At 69.0% G+C, this 21827-nt stretch carries 20 protein-coding genes; 8 read left to right on the top strand and 12 right to left on the bottom strand.

Going from position 1 to position 21827, the window contains the following annotated elements; translation table 11 throughout:
* Positions 1-27: 27 nt before the first annotated feature.
* From ACFVT2_RS21020 to ACFVT2_RS21005, 4 genes are all read right to left on the bottom strand, one after another.
* Entirely contained in the window at positions 28-1458 is a 1431-nt protein-coding gene (locus tag ACFVT2_RS21020; protein ID WP_390019914.1) for a reverse transcriptase domain-containing protein, read from the bottom strand.
* Positions 1404-1829: a reverse transcriptase N-terminal domain-containing protein gene (locus tag ACFVT2_RS21015; RefSeq protein ID WP_390019911.1), complete on the bottom strand. Its 426-nt coding sequence runs from the start codon at positions 1827-1829 to the stop codon at positions 1404-1406. The genes ACFVT2_RS21020 and ACFVT2_RS21015 overlap by 55 nt, the downstream gene beginning before the upstream one ends.
* 287 nt (positions 1830-2116) lie before the next feature.
* Positions 2117-2311 carry a hypothetical protein gene (locus tag ACFVT2_RS21010; protein WP_390019909.1) on the bottom strand — a complete coding sequence of 65 codons (195 nt, stop codon included), beginning with the start codon at positions 2309-2311 and terminating at the stop codon, positions 2117-2119.
* 318 nt (positions 2312-2629) lie between these two features.
* A complete protein-coding gene (locus ACFVT2_RS21005) occupies positions 2630-3160 on the bottom strand; it encodes a universal stress protein (RefSeq protein ID WP_390019907.1) in 531 nt (176 codons plus the stop codon).
* A 547-nt stretch (positions 3161-3707) separates the two neighbouring features.
* On the opposite strand from ACFVT2_RS21005, the gene ACFVT2_RS21000 reads away from it, so the two are divergent.
* Positions 3708-4145 carry a GNAT family N-acetyltransferase gene (locus tag ACFVT2_RS21000; RefSeq protein ID WP_390019966.1) on the top strand — a complete coding sequence of 146 codons (438 nt, stop codon included), beginning with the start codon at positions 3708-3710 and terminating at the stop codon, positions 4143-4145.
* 55 nt (positions 4146-4200) lie between these two features.
* Here the strand turns inward: ACFVT2_RS21000 and ACFVT2_RS20995 are convergent, their stop codons facing one another.
* The 3 genes from ACFVT2_RS20995 to ACFVT2_RS20985 all read right to left on the bottom strand — a co-directional run bounded on the left by ACFVT2_RS20995 (position 4201) and on the right by ACFVT2_RS20985 (position 7890).
* Positions 4201-4617, bottom strand: coding sequence for an acyl-CoA thioesterase (locus tag ACFVT2_RS20995; RefSeq protein ID WP_390019904.1), 417 nt, complete (start codon positions 4615-4617; stop codon positions 4201-4203).
* A gap of 133 nt (positions 4618-4750) precedes the next feature.
* Entirely contained in the window at positions 4751-6319 is a 1569-nt protein-coding gene (locus ACFVT2_RS20990; protein ID WP_390019901.1) for a Na+/H+ antiporter, read from the bottom strand.
* Positions 6320-7305: 986 nt separating this feature from the next.
* Complete coding sequence (locus ACFVT2_RS20985) at positions 7306-7890, bottom strand: helix-turn-helix domain-containing protein (protein WP_390019898.1); 585 nt, start codon at positions 7888-7890, stop codon at positions 7306-7308.
* 150 nt (positions 7891-8040) lie between these two features.
* On the opposite strand from ACFVT2_RS20985, the gene ACFVT2_RS20980 reads away from it, so the two are divergent.
* The 4 genes from ACFVT2_RS20980 (at position 8041) to ACFVT2_RS20965 (ending at position 11201) form a co-directional block, all read left to right on the top strand.
* Complete coding sequence (locus ACFVT2_RS20980) at positions 8041-8877, top strand: EamA family transporter (RefSeq protein ID WP_390019895.1); 837 nt, start codon at positions 8041-8043, stop codon at positions 8875-8877.
* Positions 8878-9243: 366 nt separating this feature from the next.
* Positions 9244-9951: a B3/4 domain-containing protein gene (locus ACFVT2_RS20975; RefSeq protein ID WP_390019892.1), complete on the top strand. Its 708-nt coding sequence runs from the start codon at positions 9244-9246 to the stop codon at positions 9949-9951.
* Between the two features lie 138 nt (positions 9952-10089).
* Positions 10090-10803 carry an NADPH-dependent F420 reductase gene (locus ACFVT2_RS20970; RefSeq protein ID WP_390019890.1) on the top strand — a complete coding sequence of 238 codons (714 nt, stop codon included), beginning with the start codon at positions 10090-10092 and terminating at the stop codon, positions 10801-10803.
* Positions 10804-10805: 2 nt separating this feature from the next.
* Positions 10806-11201, top strand: coding sequence for a VOC family protein (locus ACFVT2_RS20965; protein ID WP_390019887.1), 396 nt, complete (start codon positions 10806-10808; stop codon positions 11199-11201).
* 7 nt (positions 11202-11208) lie between these two features.
* On the opposite strand, the gene ACFVT2_RS20960 is transcribed toward ACFVT2_RS20965, so the two are convergent.
* From ACFVT2_RS20960 to ACFVT2_RS20945, 4 genes are all read right to left on the bottom strand, one after another.
* On the bottom strand, positions 11209-13170 hold the full coding sequence (locus ACFVT2_RS20960; protein WP_390019884.1) for a potassium transporter TrkA: 1962 nt from the start codon (positions 13168-13170) through the stop codon (positions 11209-11211).
* Between the two features lie 220 nt (positions 13171-13390).
* Positions 13391-14296 carry a polysaccharide deacetylase gene (locus ACFVT2_RS20955; RefSeq protein WP_390019882.1) on the bottom strand — a complete coding sequence of 302 codons (906 nt, stop codon included), beginning with the start codon at positions 14294-14296 and terminating at the stop codon, positions 13391-13393.
* Between the two features lie 76 nt (positions 14297-14372).
* The gene (locus ACFVT2_RS20950) at positions 14373-15521 is read right to left on the bottom strand and encodes a GAF domain-containing protein (protein ID WP_390019879.1); all 1149 of its coding nucleotides are present in this window, start codon (positions 15519-15521) and stop codon (positions 14373-14375) included.
* Positions 15522-15686: 165 nt separating this feature from the next.
* On the bottom strand, positions 15687-17006 hold the full coding sequence (locus ACFVT2_RS20945) for an MFS transporter (protein ID WP_390019876.1): 1320 nt from the start codon (positions 17004-17006) through the stop codon (positions 15687-15689).
* Positions 17007-17171: 165 nt separating this feature from the next.
* Between ACFVT2_RS20945 and ACFVT2_RS20940 the strand changes: the two genes are divergently transcribed.
* From ACFVT2_RS20940 to ACFVT2_RS20930, 3 genes are all read left to right on the top strand, one after another.
* Complete coding sequence (locus tag ACFVT2_RS20940) at positions 17172-17879, top strand: GntR family transcriptional regulator (RefSeq protein WP_390019873.1); 708 nt, start codon at positions 17172-17174, stop codon at positions 17877-17879.
* A 191-nt stretch (positions 17880-18070) separates the two neighbouring features.
* Positions 18071-18628: a hypothetical protein gene (locus tag ACFVT2_RS20935; RefSeq protein WP_390019871.1), complete on the top strand. Its 558-nt coding sequence runs from the start codon at positions 18071-18073 to the stop codon at positions 18626-18628.
* 56 nt (positions 18629-18684) lie between these two features.
* The gene (locus tag ACFVT2_RS20930) at positions 18685-21012 is read left to right on the top strand and encodes a M48 family metalloprotease (protein ID WP_390019868.1); all 2328 of its coding nucleotides are present in this window, start codon (positions 18685-18687) and stop codon (positions 21010-21012) included.
* Between the two features lie 70 nt (positions 21013-21082).
* On the opposite strand, the gene ACFVT2_RS20925 is transcribed toward ACFVT2_RS20930, so the two are convergent.
* Positions 21083-21685: a nitroreductase family protein gene (locus tag ACFVT2_RS20925; RefSeq protein ID WP_390019865.1), complete on the bottom strand. Its 603-nt coding sequence runs from the start codon at positions 21683-21685 to the stop codon at positions 21083-21085.
* Positions 21686-21827: the final 142 nt, after the last annotated feature.

Below are 21827 nucleotides of genomic sequence, written 5' to 3'. Positions count from 1 at the left end.
TGCAAGCAGCTGTTCACCGCACACGGCTCAAGCAAGCCCCGAGGGCTCGCGGTCAGGAGAAGGTGCGAGGTTTGTCGGATCGGCGGCTCCATTCCGCCGTTGACAGTGGGTGTGGAGGAGACGGATGCGCTGATCGTCCGGCGAGCCCCCGCCCGGGAATGCGACGTACTGCTTGGAGATCGCCTTCCTGAGGACGGCCCGCCACGCTTCCCATTCCTGTGGGCTTCGCGGCGGGTGATCAGCGTGCAGCAAGAGTCCTTCGCAGATCGGGCAGCGACCTTGTTGTGCCTGGAGCAGGCGTACGGCCATGCCGTCGACCGGCGGGGGTGGTCCTTTGCGACGCCGCTCGGCCCAGTACGACTCCAGCGCCGGGTCGTCCGGGGACGCCCTGCCCTTGACCAACTGGTGCCGGACGATCTTCGTCCAGGAGAACTTGAGGAGATAGGCGCCGCTGATGCGGTCGCCGAACACCCACCGGTCCTTCCTGGCCTTGTTGAACCGGCCGAAGTACTTGTTGGATATCCAGTGCTTCGGCTTGTTCGGGTGGCTGTGTTTGGCCCACTTGTAAGCGAGCTTCCACATGTGATTGTCCAGCGCGGTGAAGACCTCGCTGGACACCACCGTCCGGTAGTAGGCCGACCAGCCCCGCACGATTGGGTTGATCTTCTTGAGTACCGCACCCGCATTGGCCCCTCGCAGGGCCAGCATCTCGGTGCTCAGCCGTTCCCGGATCCGTCGTTGGGCCGCTGTGCTCGGCTTGATCAGCAGCTTGCCGTGATAGCGGCGGACGTTGAACCCCAGGAAGTCGAACCCGCTTTCCGCGTGGACGATGCGTGTCTTGTCCTCGTGGAAGGCGAGCCCCCTGGGCGTCAGCCATGCGGTGAGCCGTTCCTTGACCTGTTCGGCCTGCTCACGGCTGGTGCACATCGCGACAAAATCATCTGCGTATCTCACCAGCACTGGGCTTCCGCTCTGCGCACTTCCAGCGTCTCGGCCGGTCGTGTAGTAGCGGACTCCTGCGGCTTCCTCCATCCCGTGCAGAGCCACGTTGAAGAGCAGCGGGCTGATCACTCCGCCCTGCGGAGTTCCTGCCTCGGTCGGGGCGAACCGGCCTCGGTCCACGGCCCCGGCCTTCAGCCACTGCCGGACCAGTGCCCGGGCGGGGAAAGTGCCGAGCGCAGCCATGAGCCGGTCGTGGTCGATACGGTCGAACGCCGCCGTCAGGTCCGCGTCGAGTACCCACACACGTTGCGGGTTCTTCCCGTTGAGCGTGGAGTAGATGGCTCCGATCGCGTCGTGACAGCCGCGGCCGGGCCGGAAGCCGTATGACTTCGGCTCGAACCGCGCTTCCCACTCGGGTTCCAGCGCGCTCAGTGCCGAGGCTTGCAGGCACCGGTCGACGATCACGGGAATCCCGAGGCCGCGCTTCTTCGTTGTCCCCGGTTTGGGGATGAACACCCGCTTGACGGGCTTGGGGATCCACGGTCGGGCGCGGTGCTGATGTCCCAGTCGGCCAGCATGGCCTTGGACCGGGACATCAGCACCACCTTCCCGTCGACTCCCGCCGTCCCGCGTCCCGCGTTGATCTCCGTGACCCGCCGCACGCTCAGGAGCGTGTTAGAGCGGGACCGGAGCATCAGCTTCTGCAAGTTGCGGACCGTCTTCAGGTCCCCTGCCTGCGACGCCGTGAAGATCCTCTGCCGCAGACGCCGTACGTCCTCCTCGCCCCGGCGCCAGTCGACCGACGCCCAGTCCAGGTCTTCGTCCTCGGGTCCGTTCACCGTCACGGCGGACGGAACGGGCACATCCGCTCCGTCCGTGTCCGTCATGGCGTCCAACTTGTCCCTCGGTTCCGTCGTCTTTGTCCAGTGAGTCCGCACAGGCTCACCTGGCCCACGTCAGCACCCTTTCGGGTCCGGGCAGACACCCGTATCCGGACGGTTATGCGGGGCGACCGGCGGAGAGGCCGGTCGTTCTGCCCCGGATTCCCGTTTCCTTTCGGCTTCCGGCATTGGGTTGGGTAGGCCGCCGACGAGGTGCCCATTACTGGGTCCTTTTCCGACGGCCCCCCGCCGAACGGTGCGTGCCCGTTTCCGGGCACACCGCTCTCCAGTGTCTATATCCGTGAGGGCTGTCGTGTTGGCCGTCCAGCGTGGATGGCCTCATGGCAGCTGCGGCAGGCAACCAAGGTTTTGCAGCGGCGGGCTGCCATCCGCTGAACCCATGCGGGTACCTCTACCCGCCCCTTGGTTCGGAGGTCCTTGAGGTGTCGGAAGAAGAGCGCCGGCGGTGGGCGGAGCGGCGCGGACACAACTACCAGCCTGGCGGTCTGGGGGCGACGTAGAGGGCCTCGGGGTGCGCGAATGCAGACGCCACACGGCCGTAGATGGGGTGCCGACGATCCCCTCTGCGGGGGAGCGGCTGGGGAGAATTCGAGGGATGGGGAGCGTCTGGGGAGGGTGAGGCACCCCAACAAGGTAGTAAGACAGGAACGCAAGGGAACAGAGAAGAACGCAGGTGAGGGGCCTGCTGTGCGACCTGGGACGCTCCCACCCGGGGTGGAAGATGAGTGTCACCAGTACTCGGCAAACAGCATGCGTCGTCGCCCTCCGGCGCGTCCGATCCAGTGTCAGCGCCTCTCGGTCAACTCCTCGATTCTGATGGGGAGTTGCCAGGTATTCCGGCGGTGCACGGTATGGAAGGTGCGGTGGAGGGGAGAGGGCGGCACGGCCAGCACCGGGCAGCAGGCGCGTGCGAGGCAGTACCGGGATACGGAGGGCCACATCGCCCGGCGCAGCGGGCCGCGGGCTCCGGCCCCGACCACCAGCAGGTCCTCGGGCTGATCGGCGACCTCCAGCAGGACCGTGCCCGGTTTGCCGTAGACGACGAGCCGCTCCAGCGGTACCCCGGGCCCGGCGCTCCCGAAAGCGGTATCGAGAGCGTCGGTGAGACGGTCGACGGCCAAGCTGCGCCAGGCGGTCCTGGGCGCCGGGCAGACCCCGCCGCGATGGGGGACGTCGCCGCCCGGCGGTTCCCAGGCCAGCACGGCCCACAGCGCGGCGCCGGTGACGCGTGCCACGGAAGCGGCCCGATGCAGAGCGGTCAGACTTCCCAGCGAACCACTCACCCCCGCCACGACGCGGTTGCCAGGTCTGTTCATGGGGTCAACTCCTCGCCCTGTGCCATGTCGCCTCGCTCCATCGAAGCGCCTCCGACGAAGCGATCGCGAGGCATTGGCACTTCCCTTGCGCAGGGAGGGATGACCCTGACGATTCCATGACACCGACAGACCGGCCACCGACTCCATGACACCGACAGACCGGCCAACGACGCGGGACAGCCCGCCGCGACACAGGGACAGGCAACGACAGCGACACAATCACACGGGTACGGGCACAGGCACAGGCACAGGCAGGGCGCTTGCCGGTGTGCCAGGGGCGGGCGCTGCGATGCCACGTACCTGCGATGCCCACGTTCCGAACGAGTCGTTACGCCGACTTCGGGGACATCTCGCCGCGGAGGCCAGCGCGACCAACGGCAGGGATGGAGAGCGCCAGTTGCGGCTGCACGGCCCAGATTGCCCAGGGGTGCGCGACGAGGTGGATTGAGATACTCCGGCCATGGATGCTGAGACGATGAGTAGCGGGACGCGACCTGACGGGGCGGTGTCTGAGCGGGTCACGTCGGCGCAGGCCGCAGGTTGGGTGTTGCGTTCTGCGGTGGTGGCGGACGTCGAGCCGATCGCGGAGTTGCGGGCCACAGTCATGCGTGCGGACCTGGAACGCCTTGGGCGCTACGACGAGCACCGCGTACGGCAGCGGCTGCGGGACTCCTTCTCCCCGCGGTACACGTCGATCATCATGATCGACCGCGAACTCGTCGGGTGCGTCACGATCCGGCCCGCCGACGGGAGACAGTGGCTGGAGCACTTCTACCTTGCTCCGCACCGCCAGGGCCAAGGGCTGGGATCCGCCGTCTTGCGCACGGTACTGGAGCGGACCGACGCGCAGGGCATGACCGTGGGCCTGAACGTCCTGCAGGGCAGCGCTGCCCGTCGACTCTACGAGCGCCACGGGTTCGTCGTGGAAGCCCAGGACCCGATCGATGTCTTCATGATGCGTCCGCCGGGGACGGTGTGCGCGTAATCGATGGCCGGTGACGGTGACGGTGCCGTTGCCGGCGCCCGTGCCGATGCAGGCGCTATTCCCCTGTTGAGGTGTAGGGCTGGAAGGCCGCTCGGACCGTGCTGGGCATCTCCTTCTTGCCACCGGCTGCAGAGTCGGTGAACACGTGCCGCACTTCACCCTCTGCGATGAGCCGTTCGCCGACCCTGAATCTCGGGCGCACGATCAGACTCGTCGTTCCGAGACGGGTGATGGGCATGTCGATGTCGATCAACTCATCGAAGCGTGCCGCCTGGCGGTAGACGATCCGTGCTTCCGCCACGACCAGGTCGGTTCCCCCCTCGACCATGGCTGCGTAGTCCACCGTGGCTTCCCGTAGCAGCTCCGTCACGGCAACGTCGTAATAGAAGAGGTAGTGGCCGTTGAACACGACGTTCTGCTGGTCGCATTCGCTGTAGCGCACCCGCAGTTGGTGCGTGAAGAGCTTGGTCATGGATGAGATCGTAGTTGCCGGTCGGTGACGGCGATCTGGTCCTCGGGGCTCCAGGCGGCGACCGTCCCGTTCGCCAGGCGGGGTGACCTTGAGCCGCGGTCTCGATGTGCGCCGATTCCCCGGACGGAACGGATCACTCCTCGCCGAGCCCGGCCTCCTCCAGATCCAGACTGCGTTGCAGACGGCGCCGGGTGGTGTCGCTGATGTGGTTCTCGGCGTACAGCCGCTGCAACTGGGCGGATTCGGCGGCTATCACGGTGCGGCGCAGGGCCCGGTAGGCGGTCGCCGATGCCCAGGGGGAGGAGGCGGTGTCGTCGTCCTGGTCGGCGTCGGCCTGGTCCAGTCGGGCCAGCAGCCCCCGGCGCAGTTGGTCGATGAGGGGGGTGGGTGCGGCCTCGGCCGCTGCGAGTTCGTCCAGGCAGGCCAGGCCCGCCGTGGCGAGACCGGCGCGGGCACGGGCCTCTTCGCGGGCGGTGTGCTCCGGTTCCAGGGCGATCTTCGACCAGCGGACGACCGGGGCGAGGGTGAAGCCCTGGAGGACGAGGGTGAAGACGACCACGCCGGTGGTGAGGACGAGGATCAGCGAACGGTGCGGCAGCGGACTGCCGTCGTGCGCGGCCAGGGGGATGGACAGCGCGGCGGCCAGCGGCATCACTCCGCGGGTACCGGCCCATGAGACCACCGCGGGGATGCGCCAGGTGACCGCCCTGTTGCCGCGGCGGCGCTGCATGACGGCGGAGAGCGGAAGGACCCCGAGCAGCCGAACGGCGATCACAGTGCCGGCCACCGCCAGCACACCGAACGGCCAGGTGCACTCATCAGCAGTCAACTGGCTGACGAGCACGGGTAGTTCCAGGCCGATGAGGGCGAAGACGACGCTCTCCAGGAGGAAGACCACCGTGCCGTAGACGGCATGCACCTGGAGGCGGATGGTGGCGTTGGTGAGCCTGTGCCCAGTGCTGCCCAGCACCACCCCCGCGACCACCACCGCAGTGACGCCCGAGGTGTGCAGATCCTCGGCGAGGACGTACGACGCGTACGGGGTGACCAGGGCGATCACCGTTTCCAGGATCGGGTCCTCGGTCCGCCGCCGGATCAGCGCCACCACGGCCGCGACGCCACCGCCGACCAGCGCCCCGCCGCCGCCCAGAAGCAGGAACTGACTGCCGGCCGCGGGCAGGCTGACCGCATGGGCGGCTATGGCGGTGCCCACCGCGACCTTGAACAGCACCAGGCTGGTGGCGTCGTTGAAGAGGCTCTCGGACTGGACCAGCACCTGGATGCGCGGCGGCAGCGCGATCTTGCGGCCGAGGGCGGTCACCGCGACCGGGTCGGTACTGGCCAGCACCGCCCCCAGGACGAACGCCATGGTGGGGGAGAGCGGCGTCACCGCGGAGGCCACGGCACCCACGGCGGCCGCGGTGGCCAGTACCAGGCCGAAAGCCAGGACCGTCACCGGCCGCCACACCACCCGCAGTTCACGCCACGGGATCTCCTCGGCGGAGGCGTACAGCAGCGGCGGCAACACGAGCACGCTGATCGTTTCGGGCGCGATCCGGACGGCCGGTATCCCGGGCAGTACGCCGATGAGGAGGCCACCGACGACGAGCAACGACGGGGCGGGGATGCGCCAGTGGCGAGCGCCGGTGGCCACCAACGTGGCGAACACGACGAGAAGGAGGAGGGCAGTAAGGTCGGTCACGGGCTCGTCTCCGGTGGCTTCGGTGTTGCTGAACCGCCGCCGACCAGACTTCCCGGCACTCCACCGGGAAACCTACCGTGTGTTGTCGCGTCACTGCCACGGTCTTAACGCACCGCGTTGAATGCGGCCCGGACGACCGCTGCCCCGCCGGGGGCTCTGCCGCGTCGCATTCTCCCGTCCCCCGTCCCCCGTCCTCCGTTTCCCGTCTCTCTGGCCTCCGCTCCGTCAGAACCCACACTTCCCCACACCGAAGAAGTCGCAACGCCCGCGCGGCAGTCGTGGTCCGTGGTTGGGAGACATGGCGCACCGCAGCCGATCGGTGGCCCGATACTGCGACGGGCAGCCGAGAGGCGGGCTCGCGTGGCACATGCGAGCCCGCCTCGGGCCGGGCATCAGCCCCTTGAACGTGAAAGACCTGTCAGAAAGACCTGCCAGCGGTCGTCAGCCGTCGCTCGGTTGCGATGCGATGTGATGCAACTCAATGCGAGGCAACTCAACGCAATGCGATGCGACGTGATGTCAGGGGATCAGGTCCTCATCAGAAGATGATGACGACGCGGTCGCCACGGCCTCGCCAGCGGTAGCCGTATCCATCGTCTCCGCATCCGCGTCCGTAGTCATCCCAGTCTCCGCAGTCGCGGCCGTAACGGCCCCGATCATTCTTACGGTGACGGGGGAAGAATGCCTTGAAGGTCATCTTCGCCTCCTGTGCAGCGTCGAACGTCGTCGCGGCTTCCCCGGATCGATGACGATTCGGGTGCGCCCGTCGAGGCGGTCCCGTGAGGTTGGTTCCGGCGGAACGCTCCGGCCGCGACGCTATAGACCCTACGGCGGCCTCACGACACTAACAAGGATTTTATGTGAAATTTCAGACAAAAAGGGCTAATGATGGTGCGGTGCGGTGCGGCCCGGGGTGGGGGCTGGCGCCAGCCGGTGCTGTCGCCGGATGAGCCGACGACGGTCGTGTCAGGTGATTGCCGTGCGAGTCAGCTTGTGGAAGCGGGGTTGGGCGGCAGGTGGACCGTCATGATCAGGTTGCAGGTTTCGGTGCCTGAGCCGCGGTAGGCGTGCGGGGCGTCGCCGTCGAACGTGGCGGTCTGGCCGGCTTCGACGGTGTGCTCGGCGCCGTCGACGACCAAGGTCATCCGGCCGGAGGTCACGCTGACGGTTTCCACGACTCCGGCCTGGTGGGGGTGACTGGGATACTCCTCGTCCGGCTCCAGTCGCCAGCGCCAGACCTCGACGGGGGCCGGGCCTGAGGTCGTCAGCATGAGCCGGGCCTCGCTGCCCCGCGCTCCGGTCCACAGTGGTGCCACGGTGTCGGCGGCTGTGACGCGGACGCGCCCTTCGGGCGGCCCCTGCATCAGGGTGGATACCGAAATGCCGAGGGTGTCGGCCAACCGCACCAGGGTGGCCAGGTTGGGATTGCCCTGCGCTTTCTCCAGCGCCACCAGTGCGCCCTTGCTGACTTGGGCGCGTCGGCCGAGCTCGTCCAGGGACAGGCCCGCGCGGAGGCGGGCCGCCTTGACGTTGTGCGCGACCGCCCGCAGGGCTGCGGCTGTCTCGGCCACCTGATCACCATCCTCGCAGCTGAACTGTCTGAACTAGCTGAAGTATCTGAAGCCGAACTATTTGAATGCACCGCTCGGTCGTTTGGTTGACACCGCCCGGTCGGTCCATTGTACGGTTCGGTCGTTCCAATGAATAGTAAGGGATGTGCTGTGATCGCTCTGCTGCTCGCCCTCGGCAGCTCACTCGCTTACGGGTGCGCCGACTTCCTCGGCGGCCTTGGCGCCCGTCAGGCTCATGTGCTGCGTACCGTGATGATCGCGGCGCCGGCCAGTCTCGCGGTCGAGCTGCTGCTGTGGCCGGTGCTCGGCGCGTCGTTCAGCCCCGGGGCCCTCGGTTGGGGCGCCGCCTCGGGGGTCGCCTCGGCCGCCGCGTTCGCCCTGCTCTACCGCACCCTGGCGATCGGTCCGATGAACGTGCTGTCGCCCGTGACCGCGCTGTTTTCCGCCGCGCTGCCAGTCGGCGTGGGGCTGCTACAGGGTGAGCGCCTGGCCGCCGCCGGACTGGTGGGCCTGCCGCTCGCACTGGTGGCGGTGGTGCTGGTCAGCGCCGGACACGGCGCGGGTTCGGCGCGCCCTTCCCGTACTGCGCTGCTGCTGGCATTCGGTGCGGGCGCGGCCATCGCCCTTCAACTGGTCTGCCTGCACCAGGCGCCGTCCGACAGCGGGGTGGCTCCGCTGATCGTGGGCCGGGCGGTCTCCTCGGCCGTCACCCTGGCCGCGGCGGGGCTCATGCGCCGCAAGCTGGGCTCCGAGCGGCCCGCGTACGGAGTCTCGGCGGCCGCCGGTGTGTTGGACTCCGTGGCCAACCTGCTCTTCCTGCTCGCCGCCCGCAGCGGAGACCTCACCGTTGTCGCCGTGGTCACCGCCCTCTACCCGGCCGGTACGGTCCTGCTCGCCCGCGGCGTACTCGCCGAACGCATCCACCGCGGCCAACTCGTCGGCCTGGGCACCGCGGCCATCGCCGTCAGCCTCCTCGCCCTGACCTGAAGAAGCCCCCTGGCCTGAGGAAGCTCCCTGACCTGACCAAGCCGCCTGGCCCGAGCAAGTCCGCAGCCCACCCCATCACCGAACGAGGGAGAACAGCATGCTGGTTCACCCGGGGGACGCCAGCCGGGACGAAGCCGAACGGTAGACCCAGATCGCCGAAGGTCACGACGTCGGATGGCTGACGTCGGACGGCTGAGCGGCAACGGCCCGCCCAGTCACCGCCCCTCACCGTCCCCACTCACTCCACCTCCCAAGGACCCCACCTCCTGGCCTGCGACGGACCCCATCCCCTTGCCGGCGACAGACATCATCTCGGCCCCCGAAAGCCGTGCCACCCGCCCATACACAGAAAACGGAACCCCGCCCATGCCTGCCTTCCGCCTCACGTCCGCCGTCGCAGACGCCTTCCCCGACACCCTCATTGCCCTGGTCACCGCCACCGGCCTGCGCGGCCGCGAATCCTGGCCCCACACCGCCGTCGCCATGGAGGAACTGGAGCAACAGCTCGCCGACGGAACCTGGCGTCCCGCCGACGAGACCGACCCCCGCATCGATGCCTGGCACACCGCCTACCGTTCCTTCGGTACCAACCCCCGCCGCATCCGCCCCAGCGTCGACGCGCTCGGTCGCCGCCTCGCCAAGAAGGGCACCCTGCCGCGCATCACCCCGGCCGTCGACGCCTACAACGCCGTCTCCGTCCGTCACGGCCTGCCTGCCGGCGCCTTCGACCTGGACCACGTCACCGGCGACGTCGTCATCCGCCACGCGGACGGCACCGAGTCCTTCACCCCGCTCGGCGAACCCGACACCGTCGAGCACCCCAAGCCGGGCGAGATCATCTACGCGGACACCACCGACGTTCTGACGCGCCACTGGAACCACCGCGACGCCCACCGCACCCGCGTCACCGAGGACTCCACCCACGTCACCTTCGTCCTGGAAACCCTCCACGCCGCCCGCGACGGTCATCTCCTCACGACCGCGGCGGAGGAACTCCAGACCCTCCTCACCCCGCACGCCGAACGGACCGTCGTGCACCACCTCAGCCCGGCAGCCCCCCAGGCCACCGTCTGAGCCGCGGCATGCGGGCGGTCATATCGCCGGCCGCGCATTCCAAGACGCCGCCTTCCAACGACTCACAAAGGACAGGACCTGTCCTGAAATGCCCTTACGGTGGAAATCATCCGCACGGGGCAAATCAGGAGGTTCTGCATGAAAATCGCTGTTCTCGGGACTGGCGGCGGTGCCCGCGCCCACATCGCCAAGCTCGCCGAACTCGGCCACGAGGTCGCCGTCGGCACTCGTGACCCCCAGGCCACGCTGGCCCGCACCGAGCCCGACATGATGGGCAACCCGCCCTTCAAGCAGTTCCTCGCCGACCACCCCGGCATCGAGCTGCGCACCTTCGGCGACGCCGCGGCCACCTCCGACGGCCTGGTGATCAACGGCATCGACGGCCACAACGCCGTGACCGCCCTGTCCGCCATCGCCGACCAACTCGCCGGCAAGACCCTGATCGACTACGCCGTTCCCTACCTCTACAACCCGGACATCGAGCGCCCCTGGCCCACCCCGTGGGGCGTGAACCCGATCCTCGACCCCTGCGACAGCGACAGCCTGGGCGAGCAGATCCAGCGGGCCCTGCCGCGGACGGACGTCGTCAAGGCGTTCGTCACCCAGGAGCAGGCCACCGTCGTCGACCCGAGGGCCATCGGCGACGGCGACCACACCATGTTCATCGCGGGCGCGGACGCCGAGGCCAAGCAGCAGGTCACCGACCTGCTGCGGGCCTACGGCTGGACCGACGTCCTCGACCTCGGCCCGCTGATCACCGCCCGCGCCATGGAGATGTACGCCCACATGCACGGCGCCATCGGCAACGCCCTCGGCTTCGGCACCCACTTCGGCATCAAGGTCGTGCGCTGACCATGACCACGAAGACCGACGGCCCCCTGAACGGCACGATCATGTGCCACGCGATGTGGGCCCGCGACGGCCGCGCCCTGGCCGACTTCTACGCCACCGCCCTGGGCACCACGGTGTCCCAGACCTACCCCGACGGGCAGGGCAACGAGGCAGCCTGCGCCTTCTACGTGAACGGCGCGATGTACCTCTTCTATACGTCCGCGTCCTTCACGGCCCCCACCTGGCCCGAGGAAGAACTGCCCTTCCACATGGACTTCACCTTCCCCGACGTCGCGGCGGCGGAGCAGCGGCTGTTGGAGCGGGGCGCCACCAAGCCCGCCCACCAGCCGGGCGGAAAGCACTGGACCGTCCTGCTGGACCCGTCCGGCCAGCCCTTCTGCATCCACGGCGCCCACTGACCCTGCCCTACGAGGGTGTCGCCGCGTCAGGTCCTGCGTTCTCCACGACGGGGGCATGCCTGGCTTCCGGGAGGCCGATGTGCACGCGGCCGTCCTCGGCGAGCACCACGACGGAGTCGCCGTCGCCCAGTGACAGGGGTGCGGTCTTGGACGGATTGAGGACGACTCCGTACCTCGGCGGTACGTCGCTCTGCCCGGCGAGCCGGTATCCGAGGGCGGTCTCGCCGCGCTGCCGAGCGGCCTCGACGACCGTCGCGAAATTCACCGTCTCGCCGGGAACGACATAACTGACGGCCGGCTTGAGGTAGATCTCCGAACCTGCCGGGTCGAAGAGGTCGCTGAAGACGGCGTGCAGTTCCCGGTCCTCGGTCAGCTGTGTCAGCAGGAGACTGATTATCTTGGTGCTGACGATGAAGTCGTCGGCCTTGGTCACCTGGGCGATCTCACGGTTGGCGTCACTGTTCATCTCGGTGACGATCGAGTACGGGCAGTCGGACCGGGTGGCGATGTCCCGTAGGTGAAGCAGCGTCACCAAGGTACGGTCATCCGACCGTTCGGGGTCGATGTCGTCATCGGTCAGGACGATGATGTGCCGGTAATGGCCCAGGTCCAATGACTCCAGTGACGGGCGGAGCGTCGGCTCGCAGGGTTTGAAACCCACCGTGAGGTTCTCCACGCCGGCTTCCTGGAAGTCTTCGGTGGGGCGGCGCGGGGCGGCGATGTCGATCAACGAGCCCGGCTCCACCAGGCGGTCCAACAGCGTGATGATCTTTGCCCCGCGGGAGTTCCAGCCGATCACCAGGGTCCGGTCCGATTCCGGTGACCGGGCCGGAGCCGAGGTGATCGCCGACTCGATCGGGGTGGGCCGGGCGTTCGCCAACCGGATGACGAGGTCGTCCTCGGCGAGTACCAGCACCTTGTCGCCGGGCCCGATGACCGTGTCCATCGGAGGGTTGACCAGGGTGTCGCCGGCGGCCGTGCGCAACCCCACCGGAGCGCCGAGGTCGAACTCGTTGAGCGCCTCCCCATAGGTGGTGCCGTGCAGCGCCTTCGCAGCGAAGGGGTAGATCTCGTTGCCGGTGAAGCTGAGGATCTCGTCGAAGACCGTGGACAGGCCGGACTGGCGGTGCGACTGCACGATGAGCCGTACGGCGATGTCGTCCGCGTCGATCACCAGCGCGGTGTCGCCCGCCGCCAGCCGGGCCGCGGCGAGGTTGGGGGAGTTCTGCACTGCGGCGACGACATGCGGCCGCCGAGTGCCCTTCCAGGGACGGCTGTTGAGGAGCAGCAGCACCTTGATGACGTCGGTGTCGCTGTCGTCCCCGACCGGCGGCAGCACCATGACCGACTTCGCCGAATCCAGGCTCGTCAACTCCAGATCCGCCCGCTGAAGGGGGCTCCCGGACCGGCAGATCACCCGGGTGCGGCCGGTGTCCGGCACCCGGCGGCGGATCTCGTCGTCCATCTGGACCTTGTCACGGTCGGCGAGGATGACCACGCACGACCGCCGTTCGCTCTGGTTGGCCTCGACGAGCTCCGCGATCACCGTGAACACCTGCTCGGACCAGCCCAGCACGATGGTGTGCCCGCGCTCGATCAGTCGTGATCTGCCCTTGCGCAGCTCCTGGATCCGGGCCTCCAGTCCCGTCGTCAGCACACCGATGAGCGCGCTGACGATGAAGATCCCGCCGATGGTCACCAGGAGCATGAGCGCCAGGAACACCGGCCCGCCCGAGTCCCCGCCCATCGTGCCGGGATCGAGCGTCCGCAGCAGACTCATCCAGGCGACGCCCGGCCAGCCGCCGTTCTCCCCGGCGTCCTTGCGGGCGAACAGGGTCACCAGTGCGGTCACCGCGACGATCAACGCCACCGAGGCCAGGCCCAGCCAGCCGATGAGGGCCGGCGTCCCCCGGTCCATCGTGGCGTCGAACCAGTACCGTAACCGGTCCCGCAGCCTCGTACGTGCCACCAGAATCCTCACCCTCTGCCGTCGTCGGCGTGCTGCCTACCCGCACGCGTTCCTCGTCATCCACCAAGTGCAGAGCATTCAACCGTGGTGTGTGACGCCGTCGGCGCGTGGGTACTGCCTGTCGCCCAGTCGGCCCGCATGCGGGTGCGGTGCCGACCGGTGCCTGCGGAGGGCACTTGGGCCCGGCGCATCATCGGCGCCGGGCCGGGTGGATCGGTGCTCAGCGCATGTCGGCCGGGCGTTCCGTTCCGGTGAACGGGAACCGGCGGCGGAAATCGTCGGCGGCGTCCTCAAGGGTGCAGAAGGTGACGCCTTCGTGGCCGCCGACGTACTCGATGAAGCGCTCCAGCATCAGCAGGACCTGGGGACGCCCACTGACGTCGGGGTGGAGGGTGACGGGGAGGACGGCGTAGTCGAGTTCGCGGTGCACCCAGTCGAACTGGTCGCGCCAGGTCTGCTCCAGTTCGCGCGGGCTGACGAAGCCGTGACTGTTGTGGGCGTGCTTGTTGAACATCATCGGAGGGAGGTCGTCGACGTACCAGTTGCCGCAGAATTCCACCAGGTCGACCTCGCTGCCGTGGATGAGCGGCTTCATCCAGTCCTTGGCGTCGCGCGAGTAGTCGATCTTCGTCCAACTGTCGCCGACACGGGCGTAGAAGGGCGTGAAGTCACGGTAGTTCTGACTGTGGTCGTAGGAGAAGCCGTACTTGTGCAGCAGTTCCGCGGTGTGGGGGGACATCTCCCACCACGGTGCTACGTAGCCGCGGGGGCGGCGGCCGGTGTACTCCTCGATCAGCTCGACGCACTTGGCCAGGACGTCCTCCTCCTGACGCGGCGTCATCGCGATGGGGTTCTCGTGTGAGTAGCCGTGCGCGCCGACCTCATGGCCGGCCTCGACGATCATCCGGGTCTGCTCGGGGAACGTCTCTATCGAGTGGCCCGGGATGAACCAACTGGTGCGGATCCCGTAGCGCTCGAAGAGTGTGAGCATGCGGGGGATGCCGATCTCGCCGGCGAAGACGCCGCGCTGGATGTCGTTCGGGGAGTCCTCACCGCCGTACGAGCCGAGCCAGCCGGCCACGGCATCGACGTCGACGCCGAGGCAGATCTTGATGTCCTTGGTCATGGGAGGGCCTTTCGGTAGCGCTGTGTGGAGCCGCTGCGAAGCGGGGAGCGTGCAGAAAGAGCAGGCGGGAGGCGGGTCAGGAGTAGGTGCCCAGGGCGCTTCGGACCCGGGCGGTGGCTGCGGCGAGTGCGGTCCGGTCGCCGTCGGTCCACTCGCGCTCGTCGCGGCTGTGGACCGACAACCAGCCGGTCATGGCCCCTCCCCGGACGATCGGGCCGAGCAGCTGGGCGTGCACGCCGTACACGTCGACGAGTGCCTGTGGGGGGTGGGGGGCCGTATGGAAGTGCGGCTGGACGAGCGGGGTCCGGTGCTCTTCCAGCCACTCGACGGTGTTGAGTCGGCGTTGGTCGAGGGAGGCGTCGCGGCGGATGGACCGTATGCCGGGGCGCAGTGCCTCGGCCGCCGTGAGGTCGACGTGCAGGCCGTGTTCCGGTACGTCGAGACGTAGTGTGGTGCGGTCCGCACCGGTCGCGGAGAGCAACTCGCGCACGGCCTCTTGCAGTTGGGCCCGCAGGCTGCCGGTGCGCAGCAGGGTGCCCCAGCCGGGCAGGGCGGGAGCGGCACCGACCAGGTCCAGGGTCTTCCACAGGGTCGCTGTGACGCTGTCGAGGACCGGGAGGTGGAGGGCGTCTTCGAGGGGCGCGGCGAGGTGGGCGCCGTGGACGTTGGTGCACACGACGGCCACCGCGTGGGTGTCCTGGGCGGCCGCCTTGATCTGCTGTGCGACCCGGTCCGACGGGACACGGGCGAAGGAGGCGTTGTCGTCGATGCCGAGTGGCTCGGCGACCAGGCATTCCACGCCTTCGGCCGTGTAGGTGGCGGCGATGCGGTCGGCCACGTCCTTCGTGTAGGGCAGGGCCAGGCCGAGGCGGGTTACCCCGTACGCGGCGCAGGCGTCGAGCAGCGCGAGGGTGGAGGTCGTCGCGGGGATGCCGGTCTCGGCGGTGATGGCCGCGCACAGCGCCCGGTCGCGCTCGGCGCCGAGCCAGGAACCCGAAGTGCCGTTCCAGGCGATCACGTCGACCTCGGCGTCGCCGAGCAGCCGCGCCGCGGCGAGCATCGGCTCGATGTCGAACTGGGCGTTGGAACCGTTGTCCAGGGCGATCCGGGTGACCGGGACCCTGGCGAAGTGGGCGCTCGCCAGTCCGCTGCCGTGCAGCAGCGCGGCGGTGACGGGTTCGAGGCAGGTGTTGGAGGACGGGGTGAGCATTCCGATGCGATACATGTCTGGGGGTCTTCTCCGTGTCTCCGGCGCTTTTCTGCGTCGGTGTGGCTGCGCAGGTGTCGCTGTGTCGGTGCCTTTGTGCCGGTGCCTTGGTGTTGGTGTCGCTGTGTTGGTGTCTTTGTGTCGGGATTTCTGCGTCTGTTTCCCGGCGGCTGTTTCTCGGCGTCAGACGGCAAGCCGCTTGCTGTAGTCGAGGAACAGGGACGCGGCCGTGAACAGCACGCCGGCGCCGACGAAGTAGAGCAGCGCCCAGGTGTAGGAGCCGGTGCCGCCGACGATGAAGCCGACCACGATGGGCGTGACGATCCCGGCGATGTTCCCGGCGAGGTTCATCGCGCCGCCGACCACACCGGCGTTGGCCCGTCCGGCGAGGATCGAGGGCAGCGACCAGTAGAGGCCGGCCCAGCGCAGGAAGAACAGCACCACGGAGAGCAGCGCGACCGCGGTCATCGCGTCCGGGACCAGGACGACACCGAGTATCCCGGCGACGACGGCGCATCCGGCGATGCCCATCAGGGTGCGCATCACGGTGTTGACCCGTCCGCCGCGTGCCTGCCAGCGGTCCGAGAGCCAGCCACCGCAGAGTTCCCCGACGAAGCCCGCCCCGAAGATCACCAGCGTGGACCAACCAATGGTCTGGATCTTGAAGCCCTTGGCCTCCGAGAGGTACAGCGGGCCCCAGGTGAGCAGTCCGTAGAAGACGCCGTTGAAGCCCATCCAGCCCAGGCACATGGCCCAGAACGAGCGGTGGCGCAGGTACGGCAGCAGTCCCGTGCGCCGGTCGGTGGGGGCGGTCGCGTCCTCCTCGGCGTGCGCCTGCTCGACGTAGTCGGCCTCGGCGCGGTTGACGCGTGGATGGTCGGCGGGGCGGTTGCGGATGAAGTGGGCGGCGAACAGGCCGGCCGCGACGGTGGCGGCGCCCACGGCGAGGAAGCTGATCCGCCAACTGCCGGTCCAGGCAATCAGTGTGGAGATCGTGATGCCGCCGATGGCGGCGCCGAGCGGGGCACCGCCGTCGAGCAGGACCGCGCCCCGGCCGCGCTCCCGGGCAGGCAGCCACTGCGCGTTGAGCTTGCCGCCGGCCGGCATCACCGGGGACTCGGCCGCGCCCAGCAACAGCCGGAAGCCGAGCAACGAACCCATGCCGGAGGCGGCCGCCGTCAGTGCCTGGGCCGCTCCCCAGCCGATGCAGGAGGCGGAGACCATGGCGCGTGAGCCGAACCGGTCGACCAGCCAACCACCGGGGATCTGCATCAGCGCGTACGTCCAGAAGAACGCGCTGAGGACGAGGCCGGTGGTCTGCTTGGACAGCCCGAGGTCCTTGGTGATCAGTGGGAGTGCGACCGAGACCGAGCCGCGGTCGATGTAGTTGAGGGCCACGATGCCGAGCAGGAGGAGGAACATCGCCCAGCGGGTCCGTGTGGGGCGGGAGTCATCGTGTCCGGTGGTTTTGGCGGCGGCCTTTCTCGCCGTGAACATACTCATGCCAAGCCCTCGATTCGCCTGGTCAGAAGGGGTGAGTAGGACACGCGGAGGCAACGGCTCCGCAGTTTGGTATACCAAAGGATGCGGATGCCTCGGGGGTGCGTCAAGGGTTTGGTATACCGTGACACTTCCGAAACATGGCGGCACCCCAGACCTGGAGGGAACGTGGACCGGACCGAATCGGGGGCACGGAGGGCGGACGCCGCCCCCACCAGCCCGATGTGGTTGCGAGATCAGGTCCTGGAAGAGCTACGCAACAAGATCGCCACCGGGCGGCTGAAGCCGGGCGACCGGTTGGTGGAGCGGGATCTGGCCGACGGCTTCGGGGTCTCCCGCGTCCCGGTCCGTGAGGCGATCCGCATTCTGCTCAACGAGGGCGTACTGGAGGCCCTCTCGCCGCGCCGCATCGTCGTCAAGGAGATGTCCCGACGCGACGTCGAGAACCTCTTCGACATGCGCGAGGCCCTGGAGGTGCTCGCCACCCGGCGCGCGACCGAACGCACCACGCCGGAAGGGCTCAACGAACTCGCCCGGCTGCTGGAGACCGCCCGCAAGGCCACCGTGACCGGCCGGGCCGACCACATCAACCGGGCCAACCTCGCCTACCACCATCGGATCGTGGAACTCGCGGGCAATGAGTTGCTCGCCGCCACGCTGGAGTCCCTTGAGGGCCGGCTGCGTTGGCTCTTCCAACAGATCGACGACCCGGGCGCCTTGTACGAGGAGCACCGTGCCCTCACCGAGGCGATCGCCTCGCGTGACATCGAGGCGGCGGCCGACGCGTCACTGCGCCACGTTCGCCACTACCGCGCGGTGGCCCTGCGCATGCTGTTCGACGAGGGCCAGGACGAGACCACGGGCGGGGACGGCTGAGACCCGGGCCGGTTGAGCCCGATTCCACCGGGCGACAATCGCGTTGTTCCGCCGCTACGGCGCGCGGCACTCCGGGGGCGACGGACGGTGCCGTGCGTGCGGCAAGAACGGCCAAAAGGCTTGACCACGCGGTGAGTTGGGGGTCGATACTCGTACGGCGGGGCTGGCGAACAGAAGACGGGGGGCTGCCGGTGGGCGCGTGGGGGGACGGCGAGACACGACGGGCCCGGGAGTTGGCCCGGGAGGCCGTGCGGCGCTTGGCGCCGGAGGAGTTGGCGCTCTTCGAGGAGACGGCCCAGGCATACTTCGACGATCCGAGGCGGGAGCACCGGAAGGCCCGGCAGGAGCCGCTGGGGATCGGCATCGATGCCGTCGTCATCGGGACGCTGACGCAGTTCGCGCTGCCGGTCGCAGCGGCCGTCGCGGGGAACATCGCCACCGACGTCATGCGCCAGGAGCGGCAGCGGGGTTGGTGGCGGCGCCGGGCGCGGCGTGACGCCGGCGAGGACGGCGGTGCGGGCAACCCGTTCGCCGCGCCCGGCGCCGCACGCGCCGTGGAACGGAACGGGGAGCGGAACGGTCGGGAGGCCCCCCGCGTCGAGGATCCGGAGCGGCTGCGGCGGATCGCCTACGACCGGGCCACCGCCCTGGGACTGCCGCCCGCACAGGCGAGGCTGCTGGCGGACGCCATCGTCGGCGGGGTACAGGCACCGCCACCGGCCGCGGACGGGGAGGAGAACACCTCATGAGCGGCGCGCCGGCTCCCGGGGTCGGCGCTCCCGTGGGCATGCCGCATCCCTTTCGGATGCCGTCGGGGACTTCGTTGCGGTTCGCGCTGCTCATCCTGAGCACGACCACAGCCATGGCGGCGGCCTTGGGCGGGGCGGCCGGCACAGCGGCCTACTTCGGGCTGGGCGGCGATCTGGGCAGCATGACCGAAGCCCTCACCTGCGCAGCCGAGAACTTCCACGACACGGCCACCCACCCAGGCGACCTCATCCGCAAGTGCCTGACGCCGAACTTCGGCAACGAAACCGCCATGGAACTGGCGGCCCTGGGGGCACTGTGGCTGGCCGTCGGCGTCGTGTACTGGCTGCTGCCGGCCTACCGGCTCCGCCGGCGCCGACTGCGGCCCTTGCCGACCACGGAATGCGCCGACATCCTGCGAACGCTCAACGAGTTGATGGCACTGGCCGAGCTGCGGTGCCGGGTGTGCTTCGTCGTCGACTGGCGCAACCCGGCCCCCAGCGGGCTCGCCTTCGGCCGGGTCGGTCGTCGCTACGTGATGCTCAGTGCCGGACTGCTGCAACTGCACCGGCGGGATCCCGGGGCCTTCCGCGCGATAGTCCTCCACGAACTGGCGCACCTGCGCAACCGGGACGTGGACATCGCCTTCCTCACGCTCATCTGCTACCGGCCGTTCGTCGCCGCCGTCGCGGTTCCCCTTGCCGTCACCGCGCCCTTCGCGTTACTGGTCGGGTGGCTGTTGCTGCCCACGAGCCTGCTCTACCAACTGCTGCATGTCCTCACCCAGTGCGCACTCGCGGCCACCGTCGTCCTCACCAGCACCGCGGTGCTGCGCAGCCGCGAACTGTACGCGGACGCCCGGGTCGCCGTATGGACCCGCGGAGCCGACTCGCTACGACGCGTACTCGCTGCTCAGCACGGCCTCGAACGGCCTGGCCGCCGCCTCCCCGCCTTCCTGCGCCCGCATCCCACCGCCGCAAAGCGGTTGGCGGCCCTGAGCGACCCGCGGCTGCTGTTCGGCTTCGGTCCCCGGGAAGCGTTCGGACTGGCCCTGACCTGCTCTCTCGTCTACCAGCAGGTGGTGGAGTGGACCGAGGAGGCCACCCGCCTCGCCGACCGCGGCGGCCCACTGACCGCCGTCGTCCCCTCCGTCTTGCTGGGCGGCGGCGTGGCGATGGGCATCTGGCGCGCGACGCTGGCCGCACGCCTGAACCACGGTCGGTGGAAAGACGCCCATCGCACCGGGCTCGCCATGTCGGCCGGGCTCATCGTGGGCACCTTCGGGGACAAAATCCACAACACGGCGCTGGCCCTCGGCGTCGCCGACTCGCTGCCGATCCAGCTGGCGTGGTGGCTGATCCTCGGGGTCGCCGGCTACGGATTCGTTCGGTGGAACGCGGCGACGGCACGGGTGTGGGCACCCGTGGTACTGGCCGGCCGGTGTCCCAGGCTGGTGGCCGTCGGCGGGTGCGCGGCCGGCGTCGCGTTGCTGAGTGTCTGGCTGGGACAGGCATACGCCGCCGGTACTCCAGGCTTCGAGCTGCTGTCGCTGCCGCGCCCGCTGAACCTCCTTCCAACGCCGTTGAATTTCCTGGGTTTCGTGTTCTCCACGACCGCCGTGCTCACACCGCCGCTGTGGGTCATCGCGCTGGTCGTGGCCACGGTCGGGCTCCCGCTTGCCGCACGGTTCGGCGTACGGCTCTTCGCGCGCACTCGCGCCGAGGCGTCCACCGCAGGGCCCGAACGGTTCCTGCTCCAGGCCGTCTCGGCCGAGACCTCGGCGACACTCCTCGCTCCGCCGCGGCTGCGCCCCCTGCGAGCCCTGGCACAGGGCGCCGTATTCGGCGCCGCTGCCGGGATCGGGCTGTGGCTGTGGCATCTGTGCTGTGCCGTGGTCTTCCCCTGGCCTATCGAATGGGTCGGCGCGGTCTTCGCGCTCTATCCGGTGGCGCTCGCGACGCTGCTGCAACTCGCCGTCGGATTCGTCGTCGCGTGGCGACACGCGTGCGGCGAACTGCGTGCTCTGCACGGAATCCTCGGCACCCTCGGCGCGGGGCTGCTGCTGCCGCTGGCCGCCTTCACCGCACGCGATCATTTCGCCTGCGCGCGGTGGGGCACCGACCACGTGGCCTGCCGAGTGCCGCCCGATCTGGCGTTGACGGTGGCTGCGGCGCCACGCATCACGGCCTGGACCCTGGCCCTGGCCTTGCTGCTCATCCCGGCCTGGGTCGCCCTGCGCGACCGCGGACGCCATGCCGACCGCCTCACGGGCACGGGCATGTGCACCGGCACCGGCACCGGAACAGGCGCGGGCACCGGCACAGACACCGGCACAGACACCGGCATGGGTGCCGGCATGGGTGCCGGCCTGACCAAGGACGACTGACCAAGATCACTCAAGCACGGCCACGATCCGGCGATCCGAAGGCGGTTCTGTTCTGTTCTGTCAGTTTCCGTCAGATGTGTCGGCCCCAGTGCCCGCGGTGGACGACTTCGTCCGCAGCAGGTCGGCGTTCGGCGACCCGGGCGCTCTGCGCCGGGAGGTCGTCGGCGCGGTAGCCGATCGTGATCCCGCCGATGGGGTCGTACTCGCCGGGGACCCCGAACTCGGCGCGGAAGGGCTGTAGTTGTTCGGGCATGATGCCGAAGAAGCAGGCACCGAGTCCTTCGTCGACGGCGGTCAGCAGCATGAGGAGTGCGGCCATCCCCGTGTCGATGTGCCAGTACGGAGCGGGCCAGCGGGCCTCGGCGCGGTCCTCCCATCCCTTGTCGGGCTCGGCGTAGCGTTCGAGATAGGCCGCCTTGTGGGCCAGGGGCACCACGACCAGCGGGGCGTTCTGCATGGTCGGTGTCTTTTCGACCCGAGTGGGAACGAACGGCCAGAAGCGGGCGCGGTCGGCGTGATCGGTCAGGGCGAGGAACGCCCAGCCTTGGGAGAAGCCGGCCGAAGGCGCTCGCAGTGCGGCGTTGAGGATCCGCTCGACCACCTCTGGGGCCAGCGGTTTGCCGGAGTAGTGCCGGATCATGCGTCGACGGCGGACCACCTCGGAGAATTCCATACCGACAGATGCTGCCACCAACCCGGCTCCGCCAACCAGAGTTGGGGCACGCTGACAGCCCGTCACCCCGCGATCGTGCCGGCGGCGGAGGTGCGCCTGGGCGAACCGATGCCAACGACTTGTCGCCCCCGCAGTTTTGTCG

Source organism: Streptomyces sp. NPDC058000 (genome assembly GCF_042886435.1).
In the GTDB taxonomy this organism is placed as follows: Bacteria; Actinomycetota; Actinomycetes; order Streptomycetales; family Streptomycetaceae; genus Streptomyces.
The sequence above is the reverse complement of the archived record's forward strand: the minus strand, read 5'-3'. Positions and strand labels throughout refer to the sequence as shown.

What these genes read in the sequence shown, in the direction of transcription:
- ACFVT2_RS21015 (WP_390019911.1), bottom strand. Translation starts at nt 1,829, where the DNA reads ATGACGGACACGGACGGAGCGGATGTGCCCGTTCCGTCCGCCGTGACG.
- ACFVT2_RS21005 (WP_390019907.1), bottom strand. Translation starts at nt 3,160, where the DNA reads ATGAACAGACCTGGCAACCGCGTCGTGGCGGGGGTGAGTGGTTCGCTG.
- ACFVT2_RS20995 (WP_390019904.1), bottom strand. Translation starts at nt 4,617, where the DNA reads ATGACCAAGCTCTTCACGCACCAACTGCGGGTGCGCTACAGCGAATGC.
- ACFVT2_RS20975 (WP_390019892.1), top strand. Translation starts at nt 9,244, where the DNA reads ATGCCTGCCTTCCGCCTCACGTCCGCCGTCGCAGACGCCTTCCCCGAC.
- ACFVT2_RS20970 (WP_390019890.1), top strand. Translation starts at nt 10,090, where the DNA reads ATGAAAATCGCTGTTCTCGGGACTGGCGGCGGTGCCCGCGCCCACATC.
- ACFVT2_RS20965 (WP_390019887.1), top strand. Translation starts at nt 10,806, where the DNA reads ATGACCACGAAGACCGACGGCCCCCTGAACGGCACGATCATGTGCCAC.
- ACFVT2_RS20955 (WP_390019882.1), bottom strand. Translation starts at nt 14,296, where the DNA reads ATGACCAAGGACATCAAGATCTGCCTCGGCGTCGACGTCGATGCCGTG.
- ACFVT2_RS20950 (WP_390019879.1), bottom strand. Translation starts at nt 15,521, where the DNA reads ATGTATCGCATCGGAATGCTCACCCCGTCCTCCAACACCTGCCTCGAA.
- ACFVT2_RS20945 (WP_390019876.1), bottom strand. Translation starts at nt 17,006, where the DNA reads ATGAGTATGTTCACGGCGAGAAAGGCCGCCGCCAAAACCACCGGACAC.
- ACFVT2_RS20930 (WP_390019868.1), top strand. Translation starts at nt 18,685, where the DNA reads ATGCCGTCGGGGACTTCGTTGCGGTTCGCGCTGCTCATCCTGAGCACG.
- ACFVT2_RS20925 (WP_390019865.1), bottom strand. Translation starts at nt 21,685, where the DNA reads ATGGAATTCTCCGAGGTGGTCCGCCGTCGACGCATGATCCGGCACTAC.